Here is a 19908-nt window from a genome sequence, read left to right as displayed (position 1 = left end):
GGCGCTGGCTGAGCTTCCGAGGTGGAGACGACTTCTCCCCGACCGGGAGTCGATCTGGGCGCACTGGGGCTGGCGATGATCACGAATTACGCGCTGAGGGGTGACACGATCGATACCGAGTTGTTATATTGGGTCGTGTTGCCGACGAAATCGGTCACCCGCATCGCCTAGACGTCGCGGGAACACATCACCCCGAACGATGGAGACAGCCCCATGATCGACTCCACCCGGCCCGTGACCGTCGCAGAGCTCACCGAGCGTTTGGGCGTGCACAACGCGACGTTGGCCGGCGGCCGCCATCGTGTGGCCAGCGAAACCGCGACGGTGTCGCGGTTTGTTGGTGGCGCCGTCGTCGGCGTAGCCCTCTCGGGCGGCCTTGGTCTGGCTTTCGCGCCAGCCGCCGCCGCTCAACCCGTCGCGATCGATCAGGCCCAGGTCGTCGAGGCGATCCAGGCCGCGGCCGACCAGTTCGGCATCGGACCAGCCGAGATCCAAAGGATTGGGGACCAGTTCGGCGTGGCCCCAAGTGAGGTCCGGCAGTACGCCGCCGGACTCGGGTTCGGCTCCCTCGACGAAGGCAGTCTCCCGCAGATCGGTGGTGCGTATGCCCCCACATCAGGAGCGATCACCTCGGGGTTCGGCTCGCGGTGGGGCAGCTTCCATAACGGCACCGACTTCGGTGCGCCCATTGGAACGCCGCTCTACGCCGCTAAAAGCGGCGTTGTGGAAGCCGCTGGCCCCGCCGCAGGGTACGGCATCTGGATCCGCATCCGCACAGATGACGGCGAACTGCTGGAATATGGCCACAACGACCAGAACTATGTCAGCGTCGGCCAGCGGGTCAACGCCGGTGAAGTGATCGGAACCGTCGGCAACCGCGGAGACTCCACCGGCCCCCACCTGCACTTTCGCGTACAGACCGCCGCCGGTCAGTGGGTCGACCCGGTGCCGTGGCTCGCGGCCCAAGGAGTCCTCGTCTAGCACCGTCCACTTCGGGCGTGCCGACCGCCTCCCCGCGGGGGAGCGCGTGCTGGTGTTCGCCAATTTCCGGGCCGGCGTTGCAACCCCGCGCGGTAGTGCATTTCTTCGGGGAATCCCCGACTTACTAGATCTCAAACAAGCCCCTGCAGGTCACGGCGTTGCGCCCACTCCGAAATGACTCCAGAACCGGAGAATTCTCCGGAACGCTGGCAGGAGTGGTTCCTGGTTTCCGGCCGCGTGCGCGACGTGGAAGCGTGTCCCGGCTGGGAGCGAAAACCGGGGTTCCGCGGACCGTCTTGATATCGCGGTCATTGAGCTGAGTCGTACGGGATTCGATCAGCAGGCCGGTGACCGGACCAGATGCTTACCGCCTCCACCGGCGGCGTCGAGTTGGTTGCGGTGCTCCTCACGCAGATGCTGCCGGGCTCGCTCGTGCTGCAGGAGTTGTGGGCCGACGGGACTCCGTACGCGCCGGGCGTGCGGTACCTCAACGGGCTACCCGGTACGTCGAGGTCGTCCTGCCGTACACGTCGGGCCTGGCCCCGGTTCGATGGCGACCAACGTGGTGGTCCAGGACGGCTGCGAGCAGAACCTCTCCGAGCACGTTGCCGTGGCCGATCCCCGCGCCCCCGACTACGTCCTGAACGCTCTCGACCCCGGCAACCCGCGTCAGCCGCGGTGCGAGGCGAGCGCCCCGATTCACGATCCGCGGGAATCTTCCTCCCGATGTTCACCCCACCGCGAAAGGCCGGGGTCTTTGTCAATTTGCTTTTGGCCCCGTTTCGCGAGTGGTCAGGATCTGACGAAGGCCCGCCACGAAGTACACGACGAGCACGATCAGCATGATCCCGCTGACGATTACCGCAGCAGGCCGCTCTGCATCTCCGGCGAACAACGCGCCGAGGTCGGCAAGCGGCATGAGAGATCCCAGTGCCCCGAGCACGGCGATGACGAGCGCTGCGATCATCACCCCTCGGCTGGCGTTCGGGACGCGGCTCGCGATGAACGCCGCGATGAGCAGCAGCACACCGATAAACGCCGGTATCAGCGAGGTGGCACTCTCCATCCCGGTGGTGAAGTAGGCGATGAGTCCGGTGGCGGTGAGGATGCCGCCCGTCCACGTGGTCAATGCGATCATTGCTGATCTCCTAGGTCGGTATCTGATTGCAGCTAGGCTGGCACGCCCGTTGCTCTGCGAGCAGTCATCGGCTCCAACGACGCCTAATCAGGCTACGGTCCCGGACGCTGCTGGGGGCGAGACTCCAGGGCGCTCTTCAAGTGTCCCATTCGGTCATGAGTCCCGCGTTTCTGCTTGGGGGGTTAGGTGACACGGGCAGAGTCGACACGAATTGCTAGACCTCAACATGCCCGTGCAGGGCACAGCGTTGCGAACACCCCGGAATGGCTTCAGAACCACCGAATTCTGCGGAACGCCGGTCAACCGGAAGGTGCTGGCGGCCCAGTAGGTAGGCGCCCAGCGCAGCCACGCCGGGCCCGTAACACACCGGGGCTCTGGCCTCGGCCGGGAACGCAGCGGTAGTCACTACTCCGCATGAACATGCGCGCCGCTGGGCGCGGTGCTCGATGGCGAGCATGTTCGATCGGCGGGAGGTCGAAAACCTGACGACGCTGATCACGGACCACCAGGGCACCGGACAGGTCGTAAATGAGGTGCGCGCCCCCCGGTCAGCCCAGTTTTCCGACAGGCCCGTGCAGCCGGCTCCCGTCGCCGTGGTGATGCGCAGGGTGATCGGACAGCCGGCACGATTACTGTTTGGCAGGTGAAACGGTTCTCTCGCATGCTCAAGCCGGGATGGTTGATCACCCTTCTGTTCATCAGCCTCTTCGCCTACCTGTGCTTCACGATGCTTGCCCCCTGGCAGTTGAACAAGTACGAGGATCTCAAGGCACGCAATGCCAGCTCGTTGAGAGCAGCGTGGCAGGGCCGGTTCCGTTGGACGAAGTGATCCGGCGGGAGGGATCTCTCGGTGATTCCGAGTGGCATCTGGTTACTGCGCGCGGAAGTTACCTGCCCATGGAGGATGTCCTGTTGCGGATGCAGTCCGTCGACGGTGAACTCGTGTACCAGGCACTTCGTGCATTCCGCACCGACAGTGGTGACTCCCTGCTCGTCAACCGCGGATGGGTCCGCGTCGGCGACGACAACGCGGTCCCGGACTTCCCGTCCGCGCCGACGGGCCAGCTGACCATCATCGCCCGCCTCAGGATCCCGATGGATGCTCCCGCCCAACCCATCGTTCTGCACGATTGGAACATGGTGCGCAACATCGACCCCCCCGTCATCGGGGACCTCCTCGGCACCGACTTGTCGCCCTATTATCTCCAGCTCGCCGGTGGGCAGCCCGGGTCTTTGGAACCGATGCCAGTGCCGTCCACCGAGTCGGGTCCGTACTTGTCGTACGGCCTGCAGTGGATGGCCTTCGGGGTCCTCGCTCCCATCGGCCTGGGCTACTTCGTGTGGAGCGAGATACGTCAGCGCCGTCGTCTGGACGACGAGGACAACGATGCCGCCGCGGCGCGGCCACGCAAGGGCGGGAACCGGGCAGCAGGTCCCGGGCAGGACACCACAGCGTCGCAGGCCCCGTCGGGCCCTCCCGCGGCCACGGTTGGAGACGATGGTCCATCGGACGAGGCCGCGGACTCAGACCGGCTCGTAGCGGCGGCCATGCGTGATCGCTACGGTGACCGGTTCGCATCCGAGTATCGACGCAGCTCGCGTGGAGGCAACCGCGCCTGATCGTCTGCGACAGCAGTCGATAGCTGTACGAGGAGTTGGACAGCGGGCGGGGGACCGGGTCCGAGAGCCATCCGGCGTGCGCTGCTTTGATCTGGGAGCGCCTGCGCAGACTGCGGTGTGCCGCCCCCGAGTGAGCCGAGGACTGACTCGCGGAACGCGATCTGCTGTTCGGCGAGCGTTTCTAGACGAGGGTGGTCCAGTAGTCCCAGAAGCGGTGCGTGATGAGCAGCAGGACAAGTAGGTACCAGGCGGTAAGTATCGCGCCCCGGTATTCGGTAACTACGGCGATGAGGCGCGCAAGACCCGCCGAATCGCTGCGGCGTAGTGGCTGAAGATTGCACAGGGTGCAGTACCAGAAGATCGGTATGGTCACCGCCCAGACGATCATGCAGTACGGGCACAGGGCACCGATGCTGTACAAGCTTTGGTAGATGAGCCAGTGGATGAACACCACCGCGAAGGTGACGCCTATTTGGATGCTGGCCCAAAGCCACCGCTGAAATGCTCCCCCGGCTAGGAGCGCGGCACCCAGGGCCGTGGTGGCGGCGAATCCGGCGATGCCGATGATCGGATTGGGGATGCCAAAGGCCTCGGCCTGCGCGGTGGTCATCACCGACCCGCAGGACAGGACGGGGTTGATGCTGCAGGACGGGACGTAGCCCGGGTTCTCGATCAGTGCGATCTTCTCCACCAGGAGCACTACCGCTGCGACCAGGCCGATGAGCCCACCAACGATCAGCACCACCGCGAGCCTGCGGTGGGGGTACTGATCCGGGCCGGCGTTGGTGGAGTGTGCGACCGGGGTGGCTGAGCTATTCGAGGGCAGCATTGATGCTGTTCTCGAGATCGGTGACGCTGGTCGGCTCGAGGCGCTCCCCGTCCAGGAAGAAGGTCGGCGTGCCACTGACCCCGAGGCTCTGACCGTCCTGCTTGCTCTGTTCGATGCGCTCGAGGGTGGCCGGGTCGTTGTATGCGCTCTCGAAGCGCTCCATATCTAACCCCAGTTCCTCGGCATAGCCGAAGAAGGTGTCCATTTGCGGGGTTTGTTGGTGGCCCCACTGCTCGGGCGTGTCAAACAACTTGCGGTACATGGCCTCGAACTGGCCTTGCTCGGCGGCGGCCTCGGCGGCCAGGGCCGCCGCCATAGAGTTGTCGTGCAGGGGCATGTGGCGCACCACGAACGTCACCCGGTCTCCGTACTGCTCGCGGAGGTCCTCAATTGTCGGATAGAGCGCGATGCAGGCTTCGCATTCGAAATCGAGGAACTCAACGAAGACGGCGTCACCGCCCTCAGACAGTCGGGGACTGTCCTCACGCACCAACACTCCGGTGCCCGGACTGTCATCAGGACGTGCCTGCTCGGAGCCGGAATCGTTCCCGGCAGCCAGTAAGGCCACCACCAAAACGATCAGAGCAGTCGTGATCAGCGCTAGCGAGAGTTTCAGATTCTTACTCAACAGATTGTCCGCTTTCTAACTCATGCGTGCCCTGACGTGGTCACTGGATGATAATCGGGCAGCCGTTGCTTCGGCGGTGAGGCGGGCAACCGGAGCGCGATCGACCCACGAGACGATGGCCGGACAGGTCCGAATCGAGCGGGTCGGCGACCGCAGCTCCCGGTGGTTGCGTGCGGCTATCCCTCCAATGCGCTCTCGCCGACGTAGCCGCCCTCGTGGCACCCCGGTGGGATCGCGAAAACGGCGGAGCCGATCGGGACCGTCCAGGTGTTGAGCATGTCCTGCTCTGCCAGTCGCTGCTGGATCGGTACGAACTGGCGTACCGGGTCGGCCTGGTAGGACGCGAACAACAGACCAGAATTGCTGATCTGGCCGGAATCCGGGATATCGTCATAGTTGTACGGTCGTCGCAGAATCGTCTCGGCCCGGACCCGCGGCCGAGCCCGGGCCATGTGTGACTCGGTGGGGATGACGGTCAACCCGGTCTGGTCAATCGCCTCGAAGTCAGCGGGATCGTGTTCAGTGGCACCGGTCAATGGCGCGCCCGAGTCGAGTTTCCGTCCGATCGTGAGCTCACGGGAGCTCCGTTCGATCTCCTCCCAGGTGTCCATCGTCATCCGGATACGACGCAGCACCAGGGAGGTACCGCCCCGCATCCATCGCCGGTCGGCGCCATCGGAGTACAACAACTGGTCGTAGTCGGCATCGGCCGGCGAGGGATTGGCGGTGCCGTCAATCTGCCCGAAGAGGTTGCGTTGTGTCTGCCCGGACGGGTCGGTGCCCACGGCACGACGGAACCCTCGCTGCGCCCACCGCTGAAGGACCGCGTCGCGAACACCCGAGGACAGAATCCGGGCCGAGTGGGCGACGGTGAGCGGGTCGTCGGCACAGACCTGCAGCAGCAGATCGCCGCCGGACCACCGGTCCTCGAGCCGGTCGATCTGCGGGAAGTCCGGTAGCGGCTGCAACCACTCCGGGGTGCGGTCTCCAAGACCGATCTTGCCGAGCAGCTCCGGGCCGAAGCCGATGGTCACCGTTAACCGGGACGGTCCTTCAGCCAACTCGTGTTGCAGGTCGGCCAGACCGCCGCGCCCCTGCGTGAGCCGGGCCGCGTCCTGCGTCCAGGCTCGCAGTACGCCGATGAGGTCGGTGCGGCGAAGGCCGTCTCGCAGATCGAATGCCATATACGCCGCATGCGCCTGCGGCGCCGTGGTGATGCCGGACTGACGGTCACCATGGAAAGGCTCGGTGGCCGCGCCGACGGCCCGGGAGTTGGCTATCGCGTCGCGATCAGGGGTCCGCGCGGTCGCGGTGCGCCCACCAACTCCCCACCCCGCAGCTCCTCCGGCGACAGCGGCACCACCGGTGAGAGCCGCACCGCCGACCAGGAAGGATCTGCGATTCAACGCCGAGCGGCGGTTACTGTCACCCATTGCCGGTCACTCTCCGCCCTGGTACTGCTCATTGCCCCCCTCGAACGACCGCGCGGAGGCGACGATCTCGCTGCTGTCGCCGTTCTCCAATGTGAGGGTCACGGCGACTTCCTGACCCGTGCGGATCGATTCGTGCACGCCCATCAGCATGATGTGGTTCCCGCCAGGCTCGAAGACAAGCTCTCCGCCTGCCGGGATGACAAAGCCGCCCTCTCGCTCCTGCATCATCGAGCCACCCGCCGCCCCCGAGACGGTCTCGTGCAACTCGGCCTCACCGGAGACCACGGAGGCCACCTCGACCAAGCGGACATCCTCATCGGATTGATTCCGCACGATCCCAAACACCGGTGCCATCGCGCCACCGTCGCCGTGCGCATTCGGGTCAGCAGAACCGGGGTCACCAGTGGCGGCCTCGCCGTGTTCAGTGCCCCCATTGACATCAGTGGCCTTGACCCACGCATCCTCCACCACAAGGGGCGCCGCGCCGACGGTCGAGGCTGCGGTCGTCTCCGTCCCGGTCTCGGTGTTCTCCGAGGTGCACCCGGCCAGGCCCAGGGCGACCGCGGCGATCACCGCGACGAAGGGAGTCCTACGCATAGCTCACTCACATCCATGTAACTCCACGCACCTGAACCGCGACCGCCCCTGTTGTCCAAACGGAGCGTCGCACCGGCGTGGATTATTTACGGCGCGTTTCGGGCTGCAACGGCTAGCCAGGACTCTATAATGCCGCGCTTTGGTCCGACCCACCGGCCGTGGGTGGGTTGTAGAAACGACAGAGCCGGCCACCGCACCGGCCGGGTGCGGCCACGTCGGCACCTGAGCAGTCAGGTACGGCCGAACTAGAGGCGAGCGCAACTGCATCGACTGGCTGCCGACCAAGCGGGCTCGGGATCGGCGGAAATGCAGCGGGGATAGCGCTGCCGCCCTGAGCGTGGGTCAGCCACTGTGAGCATCTGTCGCAGAATCTCGGTGTAACTCGGACTCGTCTCGCGGTCGGCACGCAAGACCTGACGTCACCAGCTCCCACCTCAACCACTCGACTGATCCGGGCAGGCCGCGCAGGCCGCGCAGGTCGCGCAGGTCGGCGAAAGCGGTGCTCTGATGGGGGCGCTAGGAGCGCACCCCGAACGCGGCCACGAGGCCGAACCACAAGGCCGATGCTGCCGCGGCCACCTCAGTTGTCATGAGGTCCCCTGACTTGCCGGGCTGCAACTTCTGGCGTCTCCCACACCTCGATCCTGTCGCGGCCGGTAAGGGTGGCCACGATCAGCACCACAGCGCCACCGGTGATGAAGACATCGGCGAGGTTGAAAGTAGGGAACCATCCGGTGTGCAGGTAGTCAGTCACCACCCCGTCGGGGGCGCGATCGATGAAGTTGGCCACAGCTCCGCCCAAGACCAGGGCCAACGCCAGTCGTACTGTGCGCGTTGCTGTGCCGGTGGCCCGCCAGGTGAAGAGCGCCAGCGCACCGATGATGAGTCCAGTGATGCCGAGAACGACGCCGGCGGGAAGGCCAGCGCCGAGGCTGAACGCCACCCCGGAGTTGAAACCCAGGCGCAGCTGCATTGGTCCCAGATCCACCGTGTGGCCGTCGGCCAGTGCTCCGCCCGCCCAAGCCTTAGCTCCGAGGTCCGCCGCGGCCAGCAGCATGACGGAGACGACCAGAACAGTTCGCGCCAGGGCACCTTGTTCGCTTTGTCGGGGTGGTTCAGTAACGGGATTGACGTCCTTCGACATGGCATCATCCTCCTCGACTCGAAACCGAGACGGCAGGAAACCTCGAACGCGACCGACCAAGCCCCCACGTGGAGGCGGTGTTCAGGCGCAGCAGGAGGTGGGTAGTTCGGTGTGGAAGGTGCCTGCGACCAGGCGCAGGGCTTCGGAAGTGGTCAAATAGGGAGCCCAGGTGTCGGCGATCTGGCGGGTAGTCATCCCGGCTGTGATGGCGTAGGTGGCCGCGAGCATGATTTCTCCGGCGCGGTCTCCGATGGCGCTGAGTCCGAGGATCCTCCCGGTTTCTACTTCGGCGACCATCTTGATCGCCCCGCGGGTGTCCTGGTCGATCAAGGCGCGCGGCAGGTCCTCGAAGCTCATCACCCGGGATTGGCATCGGTGCCCGGCGGCCCGGGCTGCGGCTTCGGTGAGCCCGGCGGTGGCCAGTTGGGGGCGGGAGAAGATCACCGTCGGCAGTCCGGTGTAGTCGACGACCTCGGCTGGGCCCTGCGGATCGGTCCGAAGAGCGTTGACGGCGGCGGCCTTCCCAGTGGCAGCAGCGACGTAGACGAACTGGGGTGCCGAGGTGACGTCACCGGCGGCGAAGACCCGCCGGTTGGTGGTGCGTTGATGCTCGTCGACAAGGATGAATCCGTCCGGGTCGGTGGTGATGCCTGCGGCTGGCAGGTTGAGGCGGTCTGTGGACGGGAGACGCCCGGTGGCCACCAGTAGACGCTCTGCGCAGAGGTTGCGGCCCGAAGCGGTGCGGACTGTGACCTGTGCGTTCTGCCGGTCGACAGAGGTGGCGTGCTCCTCGACCACCGTGATCCCGTCCTGGGCCAGGGCCTGGCGAAGGATGGCGACCATTTCCGGCTCGGCAGCAGGGGTGATCCTGCCGATGATGGTCACCCGGGTGCCCAGATGGGCGAAGAGTTGGGCCTGTTCGATACCGACGTAGCCACCGCCGATGACGATCATGGAGTCGGGCAGTTCAGTTAATTCCATGGCGGCGGTCGAGGTCAGATGCTCCACCTCGTCCAGCCCGGTTACCTCCTTCGGTAGTGCCGGTTCTGCTCCGGTGGCCAGTACCACCGAACCGGCCGCCACCGGATCCCCATCCATCACCAGAGTGTCGGGATCGAGGAAGGAAGCCTCCCCACGGCGGATTTCGAAGCCATGGGCGTTCGCGACGTCGGCGTATTTGGTCTCTCGCAGTCGAGTGACGAGCTGGTCCTTCTGCATGACCAGCGCTCCCAGATCAACGTCCCGGGCGAGGGTGGGGACCCCTGGGAAGGGATTGGTCAGTGCGGCCTGGCGGGTGCCGGCAGCGGCCAGCAGCGCCTTGGACGGGACGCACCCGATGTTTACGCAGGTGCCGCCGATGGTGCCGCGCTCGATCATCAGCACCGTCCTGCCGGCCTGTCGAGCGGTGATAGCGGCCGCCATGGCTGCCCCGCCGGAGCCCACTACCGCCAAATCGAATTCGAAACCCGGTTCCATCAGATGGCCCCTCTCTTTCTTCGCTCATTAGGATGGACCTTCCAGCGCACTGGAAGGTCAAACCGGGCGGTTTCGAAGGAACGGTAATTTCAATGAGGATCGGCGAACTGGCTGCCGCGGCGGGCACCACTCCGAAAGCCCTTCGCTACTACGAATCCGTGGGCCTTCTCCCGCCCCCACAACGAACCCTCAACGGCTACCGTGACTATCCCGAGCACGCGATCTCCCGGATCGATTTCATCCGGCGAGGCCAGAGCGCGGGACTATCGCTTGCCCGCATCGGTGAGATCCTCCGGATTCGCGATGACGGACAGGCACCTTGCGCTCACGTCGACACGCTCCTGGTGACTCGACTGGACGAGATCGACCAGCAGATAGCCGACCTCTTGCAGCTGCGTCAGACAGTCACCCAGCTCCAGACCGCCAGCCGCACAGTGGACCCTGCGACCTGCCAAGCCGAAACGATCTGCCGCTACCTCTGACTGGCGGAGCTGTGGCCCATTCGGGACGCACCTGGCTTCCCTGCCGGCCGGTGGCCACGACCCGGCAGGGGGTGTTGATGCGGGCAGTGGGGGTTGTCAGGTGAGTCTCATGGTGGTCAGGCAGGTGAGGTCCAGGTCCCCGGTGGCGATCGGAACAGTGGCCGATTTGTCGTCGCAATCAATGGTGAGCGTGGCAGTGATGTCTCGCGGTAGCCAGAATCCGAGGAAGCCGTTGTCATAGGTGGTGCGTGGTTCGTCGATGAGGGTGTCTCCGGTGGCGGTATCGGTGACGGTGACCTGCACCTGGTGCGGATGGGCGGGGCCGGGCAGGTGCGGCAGTATCTCTGGGGCCGCCCACCAGGCATATAGCCCGGATGCCGCGGGTAGCGTGGTCAGGTCTCCGAGCGGGTGGGTGGTGGAACTCAGAGCCGCGATCGTGGCCGCCGGGCCGAGGGGGTCAGGGGCGGTCATGCCAGTAAGCCTGATAATCCGTCGGTGGCGTCGAGGTAGCCGACATCGCGCAAGGCCGCCTCGAGAATCCGGACATATGGAAGGCGCAGTTCAGCAGCCATGCCGTTGAGGGTCGTTCGGGCCGGCAGGCCGCGCAGGCCGTGGGTGCGCCACAGGTGCAGATTCTGGCGGGTGATCCCGATTCGGCGGGCCAGCTCGGCCTCACTGATGCCGTAGGCGCGCTTGTGGGCGTCGATGAGCTCGACCAGGTGAGGAGTCTCCATAGCTCCGAGTGTCCAGGTGCGCCACAGGTATCGTCAAGGGATAGTTAACGCTTGCGACAAGTTCCACTTTACATAACGTAAGTTATCGGCGTTCACTTCACGGCTGGTCAGAGCGTTTTCCGCACGGGTCAACCACCCATGGCCGGCCATGCGCCTGTTGCGGCAGGGCTGGTTCTCGCGTGGTTGGCGCCCGGCTGTCGAGCTAGTTTGCCGCTGCGTAGGCCTGCATCACGTCGGCGGGGATGCGTCCGCGGTCTGAGACGTCGTAACCATTGGCGCGGGCCCAGTCTCGAATCGCTCTGGCCTGACTTCCACAAGTTGACGCTGTTCTAGGGATCGGGATTGCGGTTTTCGCTGGTAGGTCGAGTTCGGGGCTGGCGTTTGTGACACTAAACGGCCCGGTAGCTTGGACGTGTGGGGCTGAAATTTCGGAAGGTGCCGACGGGGTCGGGGGCCACGGGCGTGCAGTTGGTCGAGTGGGTAAGCGGCCGGTTGGTGGTGCGCGAGCACCTCGGTTCGGCTCACACCCCCGGCGAGTTGGCGGCGTTGATCGAGGTCGCCAAGCAGCGCATTCAGGGCGATCAGCAGGCGTTTGACCTGGAATTGGGCGAGCGCGACGGCGCGGTGATCGACGTGCCGGCGGCGACGGCCGCGCGGATCCAGCAGTCCACGGCGCGGATCTTGTGGCAAGGGTTGACCGGTACGTACTCCAGGCTCGGTTTCGACGTGGTGGGCGATCCGGTGTTCCGCGACCTGGTGCTGTGCCGCGTGGTGGAGCCGACCAGCAAGTTGGACTCGGTTCGGGTCCTGGCCGAGTTGGGGACGACACCACCGCATGTCAACACGCTCTACAACTGTCTACAGCGGGTGGTCGGCCGGGATTACCGCACCCTGATCGCCACCGCCTGCTGGGCCCACGTCACCCGCACCGGCGGCCCTGGCGTGGCGTTGGTGCTCTACGACCTGACCACGTTGTACTTCGAGGCAGAAAAAGAAGATGACCTGCGCAAAGTCGGGATGAGCAAGGAGCGCAAGGTCGATCCGCAGATCACCGTGGGCCTGCTGGTGGCCCGGGATGGTTTCCCGCTGGACGTGCACGTCTTTGAGGGCAACAAGGCAGAGACCAAGACGCTGATCCCGGTCATCACGGCCTTCCAGACGCGCCACCAGATCAGCGACATGGTCGTGGTGGCCGATGCCGGAATGCTCTCGGCGGCCAACCTCAATGCACTGGAGGACGCGGGCCTGTCGTTCATCGTCGGCTCCCGCACCTCCAAGGCGCCCAAGGAGCTCGAGGAGCACTTCGGCCGCCGCGGCAACGCTATCCCCGACGACGGCGTCGTGGAGCTGATCCGCCCAATGGGGCAAGGCCGGGACCGGCGCGACCGGCGGGTGGTGTGGCACTACAAATGGGAGCGGGCCAAACGAGACCAGCGGACGCTGAACGCGCAGATCGACCGGGCCCAACGCGTGGCCGACCGGGCAGAGCCACTCAAGAAGCAGCGATTCGTCAAGGTCACCGACCAAAAGGTAATCCTGGACGAGGTTTCAATCGAGCGGGCCCGCGAATCTGCAGGTTACAAGGGGTATGTCACCAACATTGCCCCGGACGTGATGGACGGCCATGCCGTCGTGGCGGCCTATCACGATCTCTGGAAGGTCGAGCAGTCCTTCCGTATGGCCAAGGCTGACCTGAGGGCCCGCCCGATCTTCCACCGCACCCGCGACGCGATTGAAGCTCACCTGACCGTCGTGTTCGCCGCCTTGGAAGTATCCCGGCACCTGCAAGATTCCGCCGGCATGTCGATCAAGAAGATCGTCACCACCCTGCGGCCCCTGCGCACCGTCACCGTCGCCATCGGCGATCACGAAATGCTTGTCGAACCCACGATCCCAGACGCCGCCCGAGCCGTCATCGACGCGATCAACGCAGGGTGACACTAAAACTTGTGGAAGTCAGGTCTGGTGCTGCGGTAGTCGTCTGCGCGGGTGGTGTGGGTGCTTCGGGCACCGGCGGCGCCGCCCAGTGCGGTGACGAGGGCTCCGAGCAGTAGGCCGCCTACGGCCCACCACGCCCCGGTCGCTATCTCGTCGCGGTTCTGCTCGAACTGGTTTTGTGCGTCCTGGGCGGCCTGGTCGGCTTGCTGCTGTACTTGGTCGACATCCTGCTGGTCGATGTCGGCGTTTTGCGCCGCCTGGCTGGCTTGGTCGGCGGAGATGGTGGTCGCGCTGCCCGCGGTCTGGGCGAGGGTGCCGAGCGCTCCTCCGATGGTGCCCAGGATGCTCGTGCCCAGCCATCCGACCAGTACCAGCATCGCTACCAGTGAGGTGGCCCAGGTCACCAGCCCGTGGAGCAGGCCGCTGCGCACGGCCAGGGCACCGGCGATGTACCCGGCGACGGCGAGCGCTACCACCAGCGCCACCACGCCCCAGATGCTCACGGCAATGCCGCTTGCCTCTGATAGGCCCAGTGCGGCACTGGCCAGGGCGAAGACCACCAGGATGGCCAGAAACGTCACGGTGCCGGCGAAGATCGCACCCCACGACGTGTTGGCGGTGCGGTGGCCTCGATCGGTGCCGATGAGAGAATCTCGCGCGGTGTCGTCGTGCTGCTCGGGGGCCAGTGGCGCAGATGAGCCGTGCGTGGGGCCGTGTCCGAGGGCGAAGCCCGCTGTTTCTGATCGCCGGTGGGATCCGGTGGTGTCCGGGGTCCGGTCGCGGCCGGCTCTGGCGTCCTCTCGGTCGTCTGCAGAGGTCATGGGTAGAGCTCCTTTGAGGGTTGAACCTTGTCGGCTGGATAGGCGGGCGCGGGGATCGAGTTCGCTGCTGGCGAGCCTCGATTCCCGCGCCTCTTTTTTCCGGTGTGTCGGTTGGTTCGAGCTTTAGGAGTCCTGCGCGTGGTCCTTGACGTTCTGCGCGGCCTGCTGGGAGTTCTGCTTGAGCTCGGAGGCGTGGTGCTTGCCTTCGCTGGTGACCGTCTCCGCCGCTGCGCTAGCGGTGTCCTTGAGTGATTCGGCTGCGTCCTGGGCCTGCGGTTTAAGGCTCTCGGTCATGTCCTGAGCCACGCCCTTGACCTCATCGACCAGCGGTTCTGCCCCGTCTTTCACGGTGGTGGCCGCGTTCTTCTCAGCGTCGCTGGCCGGTAGCAGGGACCCGAGAAGCCATCCGGCGCCCAGGGCGATCAGGCCCGCGGCGAGCGGATTGCCGCGAGTGCGGTTCTTGATCTGGGTGGGTGCTTGCTTGGCAGCGTGCCCAGCCTCCGAGGCCAGTGCCGAAGCCTGGTCCCGCGCCTGGGCCGCGGTGTCCTGGCCCGAGGACGCGGTGTGGTCCACGGCGCCCATCACGGACTCCCGGATGCTGCTGAACCGGTCTTTGACCTTGTCGGTCTGACGGCTGGCGGCCTTGGCGGGGTCCACTTTCTCGGCCAGTGCGTCCACATCGTGGCCCAGATCGGCGCGGGTGCGCTCGATGTCGGCCCGAATCTCCTCGGGGGTACTCATGGCGTCTCCTTGCTGGGGTTGAGGGTGGGCGGAATCTCTTGCATGGTCCGTTGGGTCTGGGGCAACCCCTTGACCTTGGTCATTCGCGCCCTGCCCAGCACCGCGAGCACGGCAGCGATAACGGCCCAACACAGGGCCACGATCAGGGCGGCCCACCCCAGGTCCATGACGTTGCCTAGCGCCCACGCCAGAGCTAGGGAGAGAAACATCAGGACGAAGAACCCGCCAAGTGCTGCCCCGGCGAGCATCCCGACCCCGGCGCCGGCCTGTTTAGCGGATTGGGTGGCTTCGGCTTTGGCGAGTTCGATTTCTTTGCGGACCAGGGTGGAGAGGTTGTCGGCGAAGCTGGAGAACATCTCCCCCAGCGACTCGGTACGGGCGCGCTGCTCGGCTTCGGGTTCGGGAACTGGCGAGGACCCGGTCATCAACGGCCACCCGGATCGATGGTGTCGGCGCCGCTGGGGCCCTGCCCGAACAGCGGAGTGCTGAGCGGATCGATGGCCGGGACGGGGTCCACGCGCTCGGGAAAGTCGAACGTGGGATCGGCCGGGGCCGGCATCGGATGCGCAGGGGTCGGGACATCCGGTGAGGTGGCGGCCGCGGGAGCATCGTCACTGTCGGCCAGCCCCCGGGTCAGGCGCCCGGCAACCAGGCCGACACCAGCGGCCACGGCCAGAAAGGTGCCGGGGCGCCGGGCGGCGAAACGGCGCACGCCCGTCAACAGATCCTCGGGCGACTTGGTCTCCAGCGCGGAGGTGAGCTGGTGGGCGCGATCGGCCACGGTGGAGATGACCTGACCCACCAGGTCCGATTCCGGCTGTTCGCCGCGGGCCAGGCGCTGGAGATCATCGGTGGCCACACGGGCCTGCTCGGCCAAGCGCTGCTGCTGGGTGGCCGCCTGGGACAGGGCCTCATCGCGTGCCGAGGAGGCCAGGGACTTGGCATGATCACGTGCTTCGTTGGTGACCTGGGACGCTTCCTGGCGGGCGGTGCCCGCCATTTGCCCGGCGGCGCCCTTGGCCTGATCGGTGATCTGGGAGGCCTGCTCGCGAGCGGCGTCGGGGGTTGAGTCGGCGCCCTGTGAGTTCGGTGTCATCGTCGGTGTCCTTCTTGCGAGTCGGCTCGCCTACCCGGCGAGCTTGGTGGTGACGTGCACGTCGTTATTGGCCTGACAGGCGCCGCTGGCTGGGTGCCGGGCGGCGCCTGTCACAGGGCCTGAGTCGGGCTAGCGCCGCGTGGTCTGGTCGGTGTCGCCGTCGATGTCGATGTGCTCGGTGCGGACCTCCTCCGACACGGTCTCGGTGTCGGTGACCTTTTCCTTGCCCACACGAAGGCGCTCGCGCTCGACTGCCTCCTTCTCCACCACCGGACGCTCTTCACGAAGAGTGATCTCCTCGACGTGCTCACCGTCACTGACCTCGTCGAGGCCACCCTTGCGGACCGTGCCGCCGGCGTCCTCGCGCTCGACGACGAGCTTTTCCTTGGAGACGGGAACCTCGACGTTCTCGGTCTCCGTGGTCGTGTACTTGCGCAGCCGCACCCGGCCGGTCTCTTCGGTGCGCGTGCCGACGTTGAGGCGCTCCTCGTGCGCGGTCACGGTGTCGGTGGCCTCATGGCCACCCTCACGCGCCTGCCCGGTGGTGCCAGCCTTCACGCGGGCATCGACGTCATCATCAGACACCGTCGCGCGGTCGGTACGGCCGGTGGCCGCCCCACCGCCGGTGAGTCCGTAGTGGCTGTAGAGCCGGTCCTCTTCAGCGGGAGAAAGATCTCCACCGGCATCGATACGGGGAGCGTCCTTGACCTGATCCTTGGTGTACGCCACCCGCACTTCGTCGTCACCCAGTTGCGCGCCCTGAAGCGGCACGAAGCTCTCAGACATCCCGAACAGACCCGTGGAAACGGTGGCGAACGAGGGCTGGCCGCTGTCGTTGTCGACATACAACGTCCCGAGCTTGCCGATCTTGTCTCCGGAATTGTCGTAAACAGTGGCATTAGCCAGACGATCAAACGAATTGTCGGTCATGTTTCGAACTCCTTGCAGTAGGGAACAAAGCGACCTCGACCACGAACCGGAACCTAACTACCCGATCGTTGTCTTCACTGCCTATTATCTCGGGCCCCCGCGGGCAATTCTTCACCCCTGAGGGTGATTCCGATGGTGGGTTGCTTCGGTGCCGCCGCTCCCAGGGATCGCCACCGGCCTGCAGAAAGGACGGGACCGGGCCCCTGCAAGAAGTGGAGACGGCCCAGTTCCTCGTCTCTGGAGGCGTCTAACGAGAACATCTTCCCGGGGCGCTCCAGGCCGGTCGACGCCGAGAAGAGTTACAACCGTCAGGCGAGCAAATAGTGCCTGCCCGCGAGCCGTTGCCCAGAGGGGCTAGGCCGGGCAGGGACACTGGTAGGTCAGTCGTACGGAGGCATGGTCAGCCAGAGCGCAGGCGGCCTGCCAGCTTGTGGCGTTCCATTTCGGTCAGGCCTCCCCAAACGCCGTAGAGCTCCCGCGCCTTCATCGCGTACTGGCGGCATTCCACTATCACCGGGCATTGCTCGCAGAGGACTTTGGCTGCCCGCTCTTTACGGCGCCGAACCCCTTTGCGGTCCTGCTCATCGTGGTAGAACAACTCTGCCTGCCCTTGGCAGCTACCGCGATCGGCCCATGCCCACCGGTCATCGAGAGCCGTGGCGATGATGTGAGTCAACAGATATTTCCTGCCCTTCGTCAAGCATCGCGCGCCAAGTGGACATCCCATTATCTCGGGCCACAGCAGCCATGGCTTCACCCCCAGGGGTGAAGTGGAGAGGTGTTCACCTGCGCCTACGATTACCACGGTGAGCGGCAAAGCGATCAGGGTGACTGTGGTCAACGACTATCTCGTCGTAGTGGCGGGAGTCAACGCACTGCTGGCGCCGTATGCGGACCGAGTTGAAGTCGTCGAACGGCACACCGTCACCAGTGGATCGGCCCCCGTGGACGTCGCGCTCTATGACACCTTCGCCGCACCTGTGGGCAAGCACGCCCGCCTGGAATCGCTACTGCAGGACCCATTGATCGGGTCGGTCGCCGTCTACTCCTTCGCCGCGGATCAACGGGCGATCGATGACAGCCTGGCCCAAGGAGCCCATGGATTCTTAGCGAAGTCGCTAACAGCGCTCGAACTCGTCGAAGGAATTGAAAAAATCGCCGCCGGCCAGCGGGTGACCATGGTCGGACCCGGCCTATCGGTGATGCGATCGGACCAGTGGCCGGCCAAAGAGGCGGGCCTGTCTCCCAGGGAGGCGGAAGTGATCGGTCTCATTGTCCAGGGACTATCCAACAAGGACATCGCCGCGCAGTGCTACCTGTCGACCAATTCGATCAAAACCTTCATCCGGTCCGCATATCGGAAAATGGGCGTGAGCACCCGAGCCCAGGCCGTGGCGTGGGGAATCGATCACGGACTCAAGCCCGACCGACGAGGCCCCTGAGCGAGCTCCCCACGCGCGCCAGCCCGCCAGGGTTACGCGCCAGCCCGCCAGGGTTACCGGAACAGCATCGGCACGCCCCAGCGCAGTCAGGGCCGAATCGGCGGCACCGGGGTTCTAGTGGGCTGCCACCGTGGGGAAGGAGGGCCCACGATCCCGGCACATCGGACTGTCTGCCTGCACTTGTGAGTGTGCCAGTCTGAATTGGCCCCACTTGGAGGCGTAGTGCTGGTCTGAAATGGCCCCACCCTCGATCAATCAGACCCTATGTTTCGTGTCGTCCGACCAAAGACGTTCACGAGAGGCAAGGGGTTGAAGGAGAGATCGAGAGTGGAGCAGTTCGAACGTATCCGACGAGACGCCCGAGACGAAGGCCTGTCCATCCGGGCGCTCGCCGCTAGGCACAAGGTGCACCGCCGTACGGTGCGCGCGGCGTTGGCCGATGCGGTGCCGCCACCACGTAAGACCCCGGAACGCCAGGCGCCGGTTCTGGGTCCGCATGAGGCGACGATCCGGCGTTGGTTGACCGAGGACCTCGAGGCGCCGCGCAAGCAACGTCACACCGCTCGCCGCGTGTGGCAGCGCCTGATGGAGGAGGAAGGAGTGGAGGTGGCCGAGTCGAGCGTGCGCAACCTGGTGGCCAAGCTCCGCGCCGAGATCAGCGGGCCGAAAGAGGTGATGGTGCCTCAAACTCATCCGCCGGCCGAGGAGGCCGAGGTCGACTTCGGCGAGTTCACCGTCACCATTGCCGGGGTGGTGATGAAGATATTCATGTTCTGCATGCGCCTGTCGCATTCGGGCAAGGCGTTCCATTTCGCCTACGCCAACCAGGCCCAGGAATCGTTCTTCGACGGCCACGTCCGGGCGTTCGCCGCCTTCGGCGGGGTACCTGTCGGCATGATCCGCTACGACAACCTCAAACCGGCGGTGACCAGGGTCGCGCTTGGCCGGGACCGGTTCGAACACCCCCGTTTCGTGGCGTTGCGTTCGCACTACGGGTTCGATTCGTTCTACTGCCTCCCCGGCAAGGACGGCGCCCACGAGAAGGGCGGCGTCGAGGGCGAGATCGGCCGGTTTAGGCGCCGGCACCTGACCCCGGTACCGAAAGTGGGCTCCCTGGCCGAACTCAACGAGCTCATCGCCGCCGGCGATGCCCGCGATGATGCCCGCCGTATCGGCGCCCGCGCCGAGACCGTCGGCGCCGCCGCGGCCCGAGAACTACCGTTGCTGCGGCCGCTCCCGGACGAGGACTTCGATGTGGCCGCCGTCCTGTCGTGCCGCGTCGATGCCAAAGCGCGGGTGTGCGTGCGCCAGTCCTACTACTCGGTGCCCGCACGCCACGTCGGGCGTCGTCTCGAGGTCCGCCTGGGCGCCACCAGCATCCGCGTGCTCGACCCGGCCGCGCACGGCAAGGTCATCGCCGAGCACACCCGCTCACTGCACAAGGGCACCGAGGACCTGGTCCTGGACCACTACCTGGAGGTGCTGGTGCGCAAACCCGGTGCGCTGGCCGGGTCGACCGCCCTGGCCGCAGCCCGAGCATCGGGGCTGTTCACCGCCGACCACCAGCGGTTCTGGACCGCCGCCCGCACCGCGTTGGGCGATGGCGCGGGCACCCGCGCCCTGATCGGGGTCCTGCTGTTGCATCGCACCATGACCCCATCTGCGGTGACCGCCGGGATGGCCGCCGCCATCGCCGACGGGGTGTTCGATGCCGACCTGGTCGCCGTGCACGCCCGCAGCGCCACCTGCGGGCGGGCCGCCACCCCGCCGATCACGTTGCCGGCCACGGCCGCTCCGGCGGCCACCGACCACAGGCCCGCCCCGTCACTGGCCGGCTACGACCAGCTCCTGACCACCACCAACCAGCGCCCGCTTGAG

At 65.8% G+C, this 19908-nt stretch carries 23 protein-coding genes and 1 pseudogene; 8 read left to right on the top strand and 16 right to left on the bottom strand.

The annotated features are described in order from the left end of the window. Window positions 1-213 precede the first annotated feature (213 nt). Window positions 214-981, top strand: a complete 768-nt coding sequence (locus tag KHA85_RS07075; RefSeq protein ID WP_213185276.1) for a M23 family metallopeptidase — start codon at window positions 214-216, stop codon at window positions 979-981. A 760-nt stretch (window positions 982-1741) separates the two neighbouring features. Here KHA85_RS07075 and KHA85_RS07070 read toward each other — a convergent pair. Then, window positions 1742-2119 (bottom strand): hypothetical protein, encoded by a 378-nt coding sequence (locus tag KHA85_RS07070; RefSeq protein WP_017838585.1) that lies wholly within the window; start codon window positions 2117-2119, stop codon window positions 1742-1744. Between the two features lie 446 nt (window positions 2120-2565). Between KHA85_RS07070 and KHA85_RS07065 the strand changes: the two genes are divergently transcribed. The 3 genes from KHA85_RS07065 to KHA85_RS07055 are packed head-to-tail and all read left to right on the top strand — an operon-like array spanning window position 2566 to window position 3739. Next, a complete protein-coding gene (locus KHA85_RS07065; protein ID WP_017838586.1) occupies window positions 2566-2766 on the top strand; it encodes a hypothetical protein in 201 nt (66 codons plus the stop codon). Between the two features lie 14 nt (window positions 2767-2780). Continuing rightward, entirely contained in the window at window positions 2781-2948 is a 168-nt protein-coding gene (locus KHA85_RS07060) for a hypothetical protein (RefSeq protein WP_159981201.1), read from the top strand. After that, on the top strand, window positions 2918-3739 hold the full coding sequence (locus KHA85_RS07055) for an SURF1 family protein (protein ID WP_182642091.1): 822 nt from the start codon (window positions 2918-2920) through the stop codon (window positions 3737-3739). The genes KHA85_RS07060 and KHA85_RS07055 overlap by 31 nt, the downstream gene beginning before the upstream one ends. Before the next feature lie 181 nt (window positions 3740-3920). On the opposite strand, the gene KHA85_RS07050 is transcribed toward KHA85_RS07055, so the two are convergent. From KHA85_RS07050 to merA, 6 genes are all read right to left on the bottom strand, one after another. After that, complete coding sequence (locus tag KHA85_RS07050) at window positions 3921-4568, bottom strand: vitamin K epoxide reductase family protein (RefSeq protein ID WP_213185275.1); 648 nt, start codon at window positions 4566-4568, stop codon at window positions 3921-3923. After that, window positions 4552-5196, bottom strand: a complete 645-nt coding sequence (locus KHA85_RS07045; protein WP_067718661.1) for a DsbA family protein — start codon at window positions 5194-5196, stop codon at window positions 4552-4554. The genes KHA85_RS07050 and KHA85_RS07045 overlap by 17 nt, the downstream gene beginning before the upstream one ends. 176 nt (window positions 5197-5372) lie before the next feature. Beyond that, on the bottom strand, window positions 5373-6629 hold the full coding sequence (locus KHA85_RS07040; protein WP_213185274.1) for a Dyp-type peroxidase: 1257 nt from the start codon (window positions 6627-6629) through the stop codon (window positions 5373-5375). A gap of 6 nt (window positions 6630-6635) precedes the next feature. Then, a complete protein-coding gene (locus KHA85_RS07035; RefSeq protein ID WP_308936887.1) occupies window positions 6636-7202 on the bottom strand; it encodes a copper chaperone PCu(A)C in 567 nt (188 codons plus the stop codon). A gap of 604 nt (window positions 7203-7806) precedes the next feature. Further along, window positions 7807-8370 (bottom strand): signal peptidase II, encoded by a 564-nt coding sequence (gene lspA, locus KHA85_RS07030; RefSeq protein ID WP_227022071.1) that lies wholly within the window; start codon window positions 8368-8370, stop codon window positions 7807-7809. An 81-nt stretch (window positions 8371-8451) separates the two neighbouring features. Continuing rightward, a complete protein-coding gene (merA, locus tag KHA85_RS07025) occupies window positions 8452-9846 on the bottom strand; it encodes a mercury(II) reductase (protein ID WP_213185272.1) in 1395 nt (464 codons plus the stop codon). 92 nt (window positions 9847-9938) lie between these two features. Here merA and KHA85_RS07020 point away from each other — a divergent pair, with 92 nt between their 5' ends. Further along, on the top strand, window positions 9939-10328 hold the full coding sequence (locus tag KHA85_RS07020; protein WP_213185299.1) for a heavy metal-responsive transcriptional regulator: 390 nt from the start codon (window positions 9939-9941) through the stop codon (window positions 10326-10328). 96 nt (window positions 10329-10424) lie between these two features. On the opposite strand, the gene KHA85_RS07015 is transcribed toward KHA85_RS07020, so the two are convergent. From KHA85_RS07015 to KHA85_RS07005, 3 genes and pseudogenes are all read right to left on the bottom strand, one after another. Then, window positions 10425-10799, bottom strand: a complete 375-nt coding sequence (locus tag KHA85_RS07015) for a CueP family metal-binding protein (protein ID WP_083249563.1) — start codon at window positions 10797-10799, stop codon at window positions 10425-10427. Then, window positions 10796-11062, bottom strand: a complete 267-nt coding sequence (locus KHA85_RS07010; protein WP_213185271.1) for a helix-turn-helix domain-containing protein — start codon at window positions 11060-11062, stop codon at window positions 10796-10798. Before KHA85_RS07010 ends, KHA85_RS07015 begins: the two co-directional genes overlap by 4 nt. Before the next feature lie 202 nt (window positions 11063-11264). Further along, window positions 11265-11363, bottom strand: a pseudogene (locus tag KHA85_RS07005) (Lsr2 family DNA-binding protein); the annotation flags it as partial. Window positions 11364-11476: 113 nt separating this feature from the next. Between KHA85_RS07005 and KHA85_RS07000 the strand changes: the two are divergent. Further along, the gene (locus tag KHA85_RS07000; protein WP_438802047.1) at window positions 11477-13000 is read left to right on the top strand and encodes an IS1634 family transposase; all 1524 of its coding nucleotides are present in this window, start codon (window positions 11477-11479) and stop codon (window positions 12998-13000) included. A 2-nt stretch (window positions 13001-13002) separates the two neighbouring features. Here the strand turns inward: KHA85_RS07000 and KHA85_RS06995 are convergent, their stop codons facing one another. From KHA85_RS06995 to KHA85_RS06970, 6 genes are all read right to left on the bottom strand, one after another. Continuing rightward, entirely contained in the window at window positions 13003-13821 is an 819-nt protein-coding gene (locus tag KHA85_RS06995; RefSeq protein ID WP_213185269.1) for a hypothetical protein, read from the bottom strand. A 123-nt stretch (window positions 13822-13944) separates the two neighbouring features. Continuing rightward, the gene (locus KHA85_RS06990; RefSeq protein ID WP_131886538.1) at window positions 13945-14562 is read right to left on the bottom strand and encodes a DUF3618 domain-containing protein; all 618 of its coding nucleotides are present in this window, start codon (window positions 14560-14562) and stop codon (window positions 13945-13947) included. Next, entirely contained in the window at window positions 14559-14987 is a 429-nt protein-coding gene (locus KHA85_RS06985; protein ID WP_213185268.1) for a phage holin family protein, read from the bottom strand. Before KHA85_RS06985 ends, KHA85_RS06990 begins: the two co-directional genes overlap by 4 nt. Further along, on the bottom strand, window positions 14987-15658 hold the full coding sequence (locus KHA85_RS06980) for an ATP synthase subunit B family protein (RefSeq protein ID WP_213185267.1): 672 nt from the start codon (window positions 15656-15658) through the stop codon (window positions 14987-14989). The genes KHA85_RS06985 and KHA85_RS06980 overlap by 1 nt, the downstream gene beginning before the upstream one ends. A 129-nt stretch (window positions 15659-15787) precedes the next feature. Continuing rightward, window positions 15788-16588, bottom strand: coding sequence for a PRC and DUF2382 domain-containing protein (locus KHA85_RS06975; protein WP_213185266.1), 801 nt, complete (start codon window positions 16586-16588; stop codon window positions 15788-15790). A gap of 400 nt (window positions 16589-16988) precedes the next feature. After that, window positions 16989-17264 (bottom strand): WhiB family transcriptional regulator, encoded by a 276-nt coding sequence (locus KHA85_RS06970; RefSeq protein ID WP_213185265.1) that lies wholly within the window; start codon window positions 17262-17264, stop codon window positions 16989-16991. Window positions 17265-17394: 130 nt separating this feature from the next. Here KHA85_RS06970 and KHA85_RS06965 point away from each other — a divergent pair, with 130 nt between their 5' ends. Next, on the top strand, window positions 17395-18030 hold the full coding sequence (locus KHA85_RS06965; RefSeq protein WP_308936886.1) for a LuxR C-terminal-related transcriptional regulator: 636 nt from the start codon (window positions 17395-17397) through the stop codon (window positions 18028-18030). A 264-nt stretch (window positions 18031-18294) separates the two neighbouring features. Beyond that, window positions 18295-19908 (top strand): IS21 family transposase (gene istA / locus KHA85_RS06960; protein ID WP_213185264.1); only part of this gene is annotated, 1614 nt, incomplete at its 3' end.

The organism is Dietzia massiliensis (assembly GCF_018390595.1).
GTDB classification, from domain to species: Bacteria; Actinomycetota; Actinomycetes; order Mycobacteriales; family Mycobacteriaceae; genus Dietzia; species Dietzia massiliensis.
This window is presented reverse-complemented; position numbering and strand designations above follow the sequence as displayed.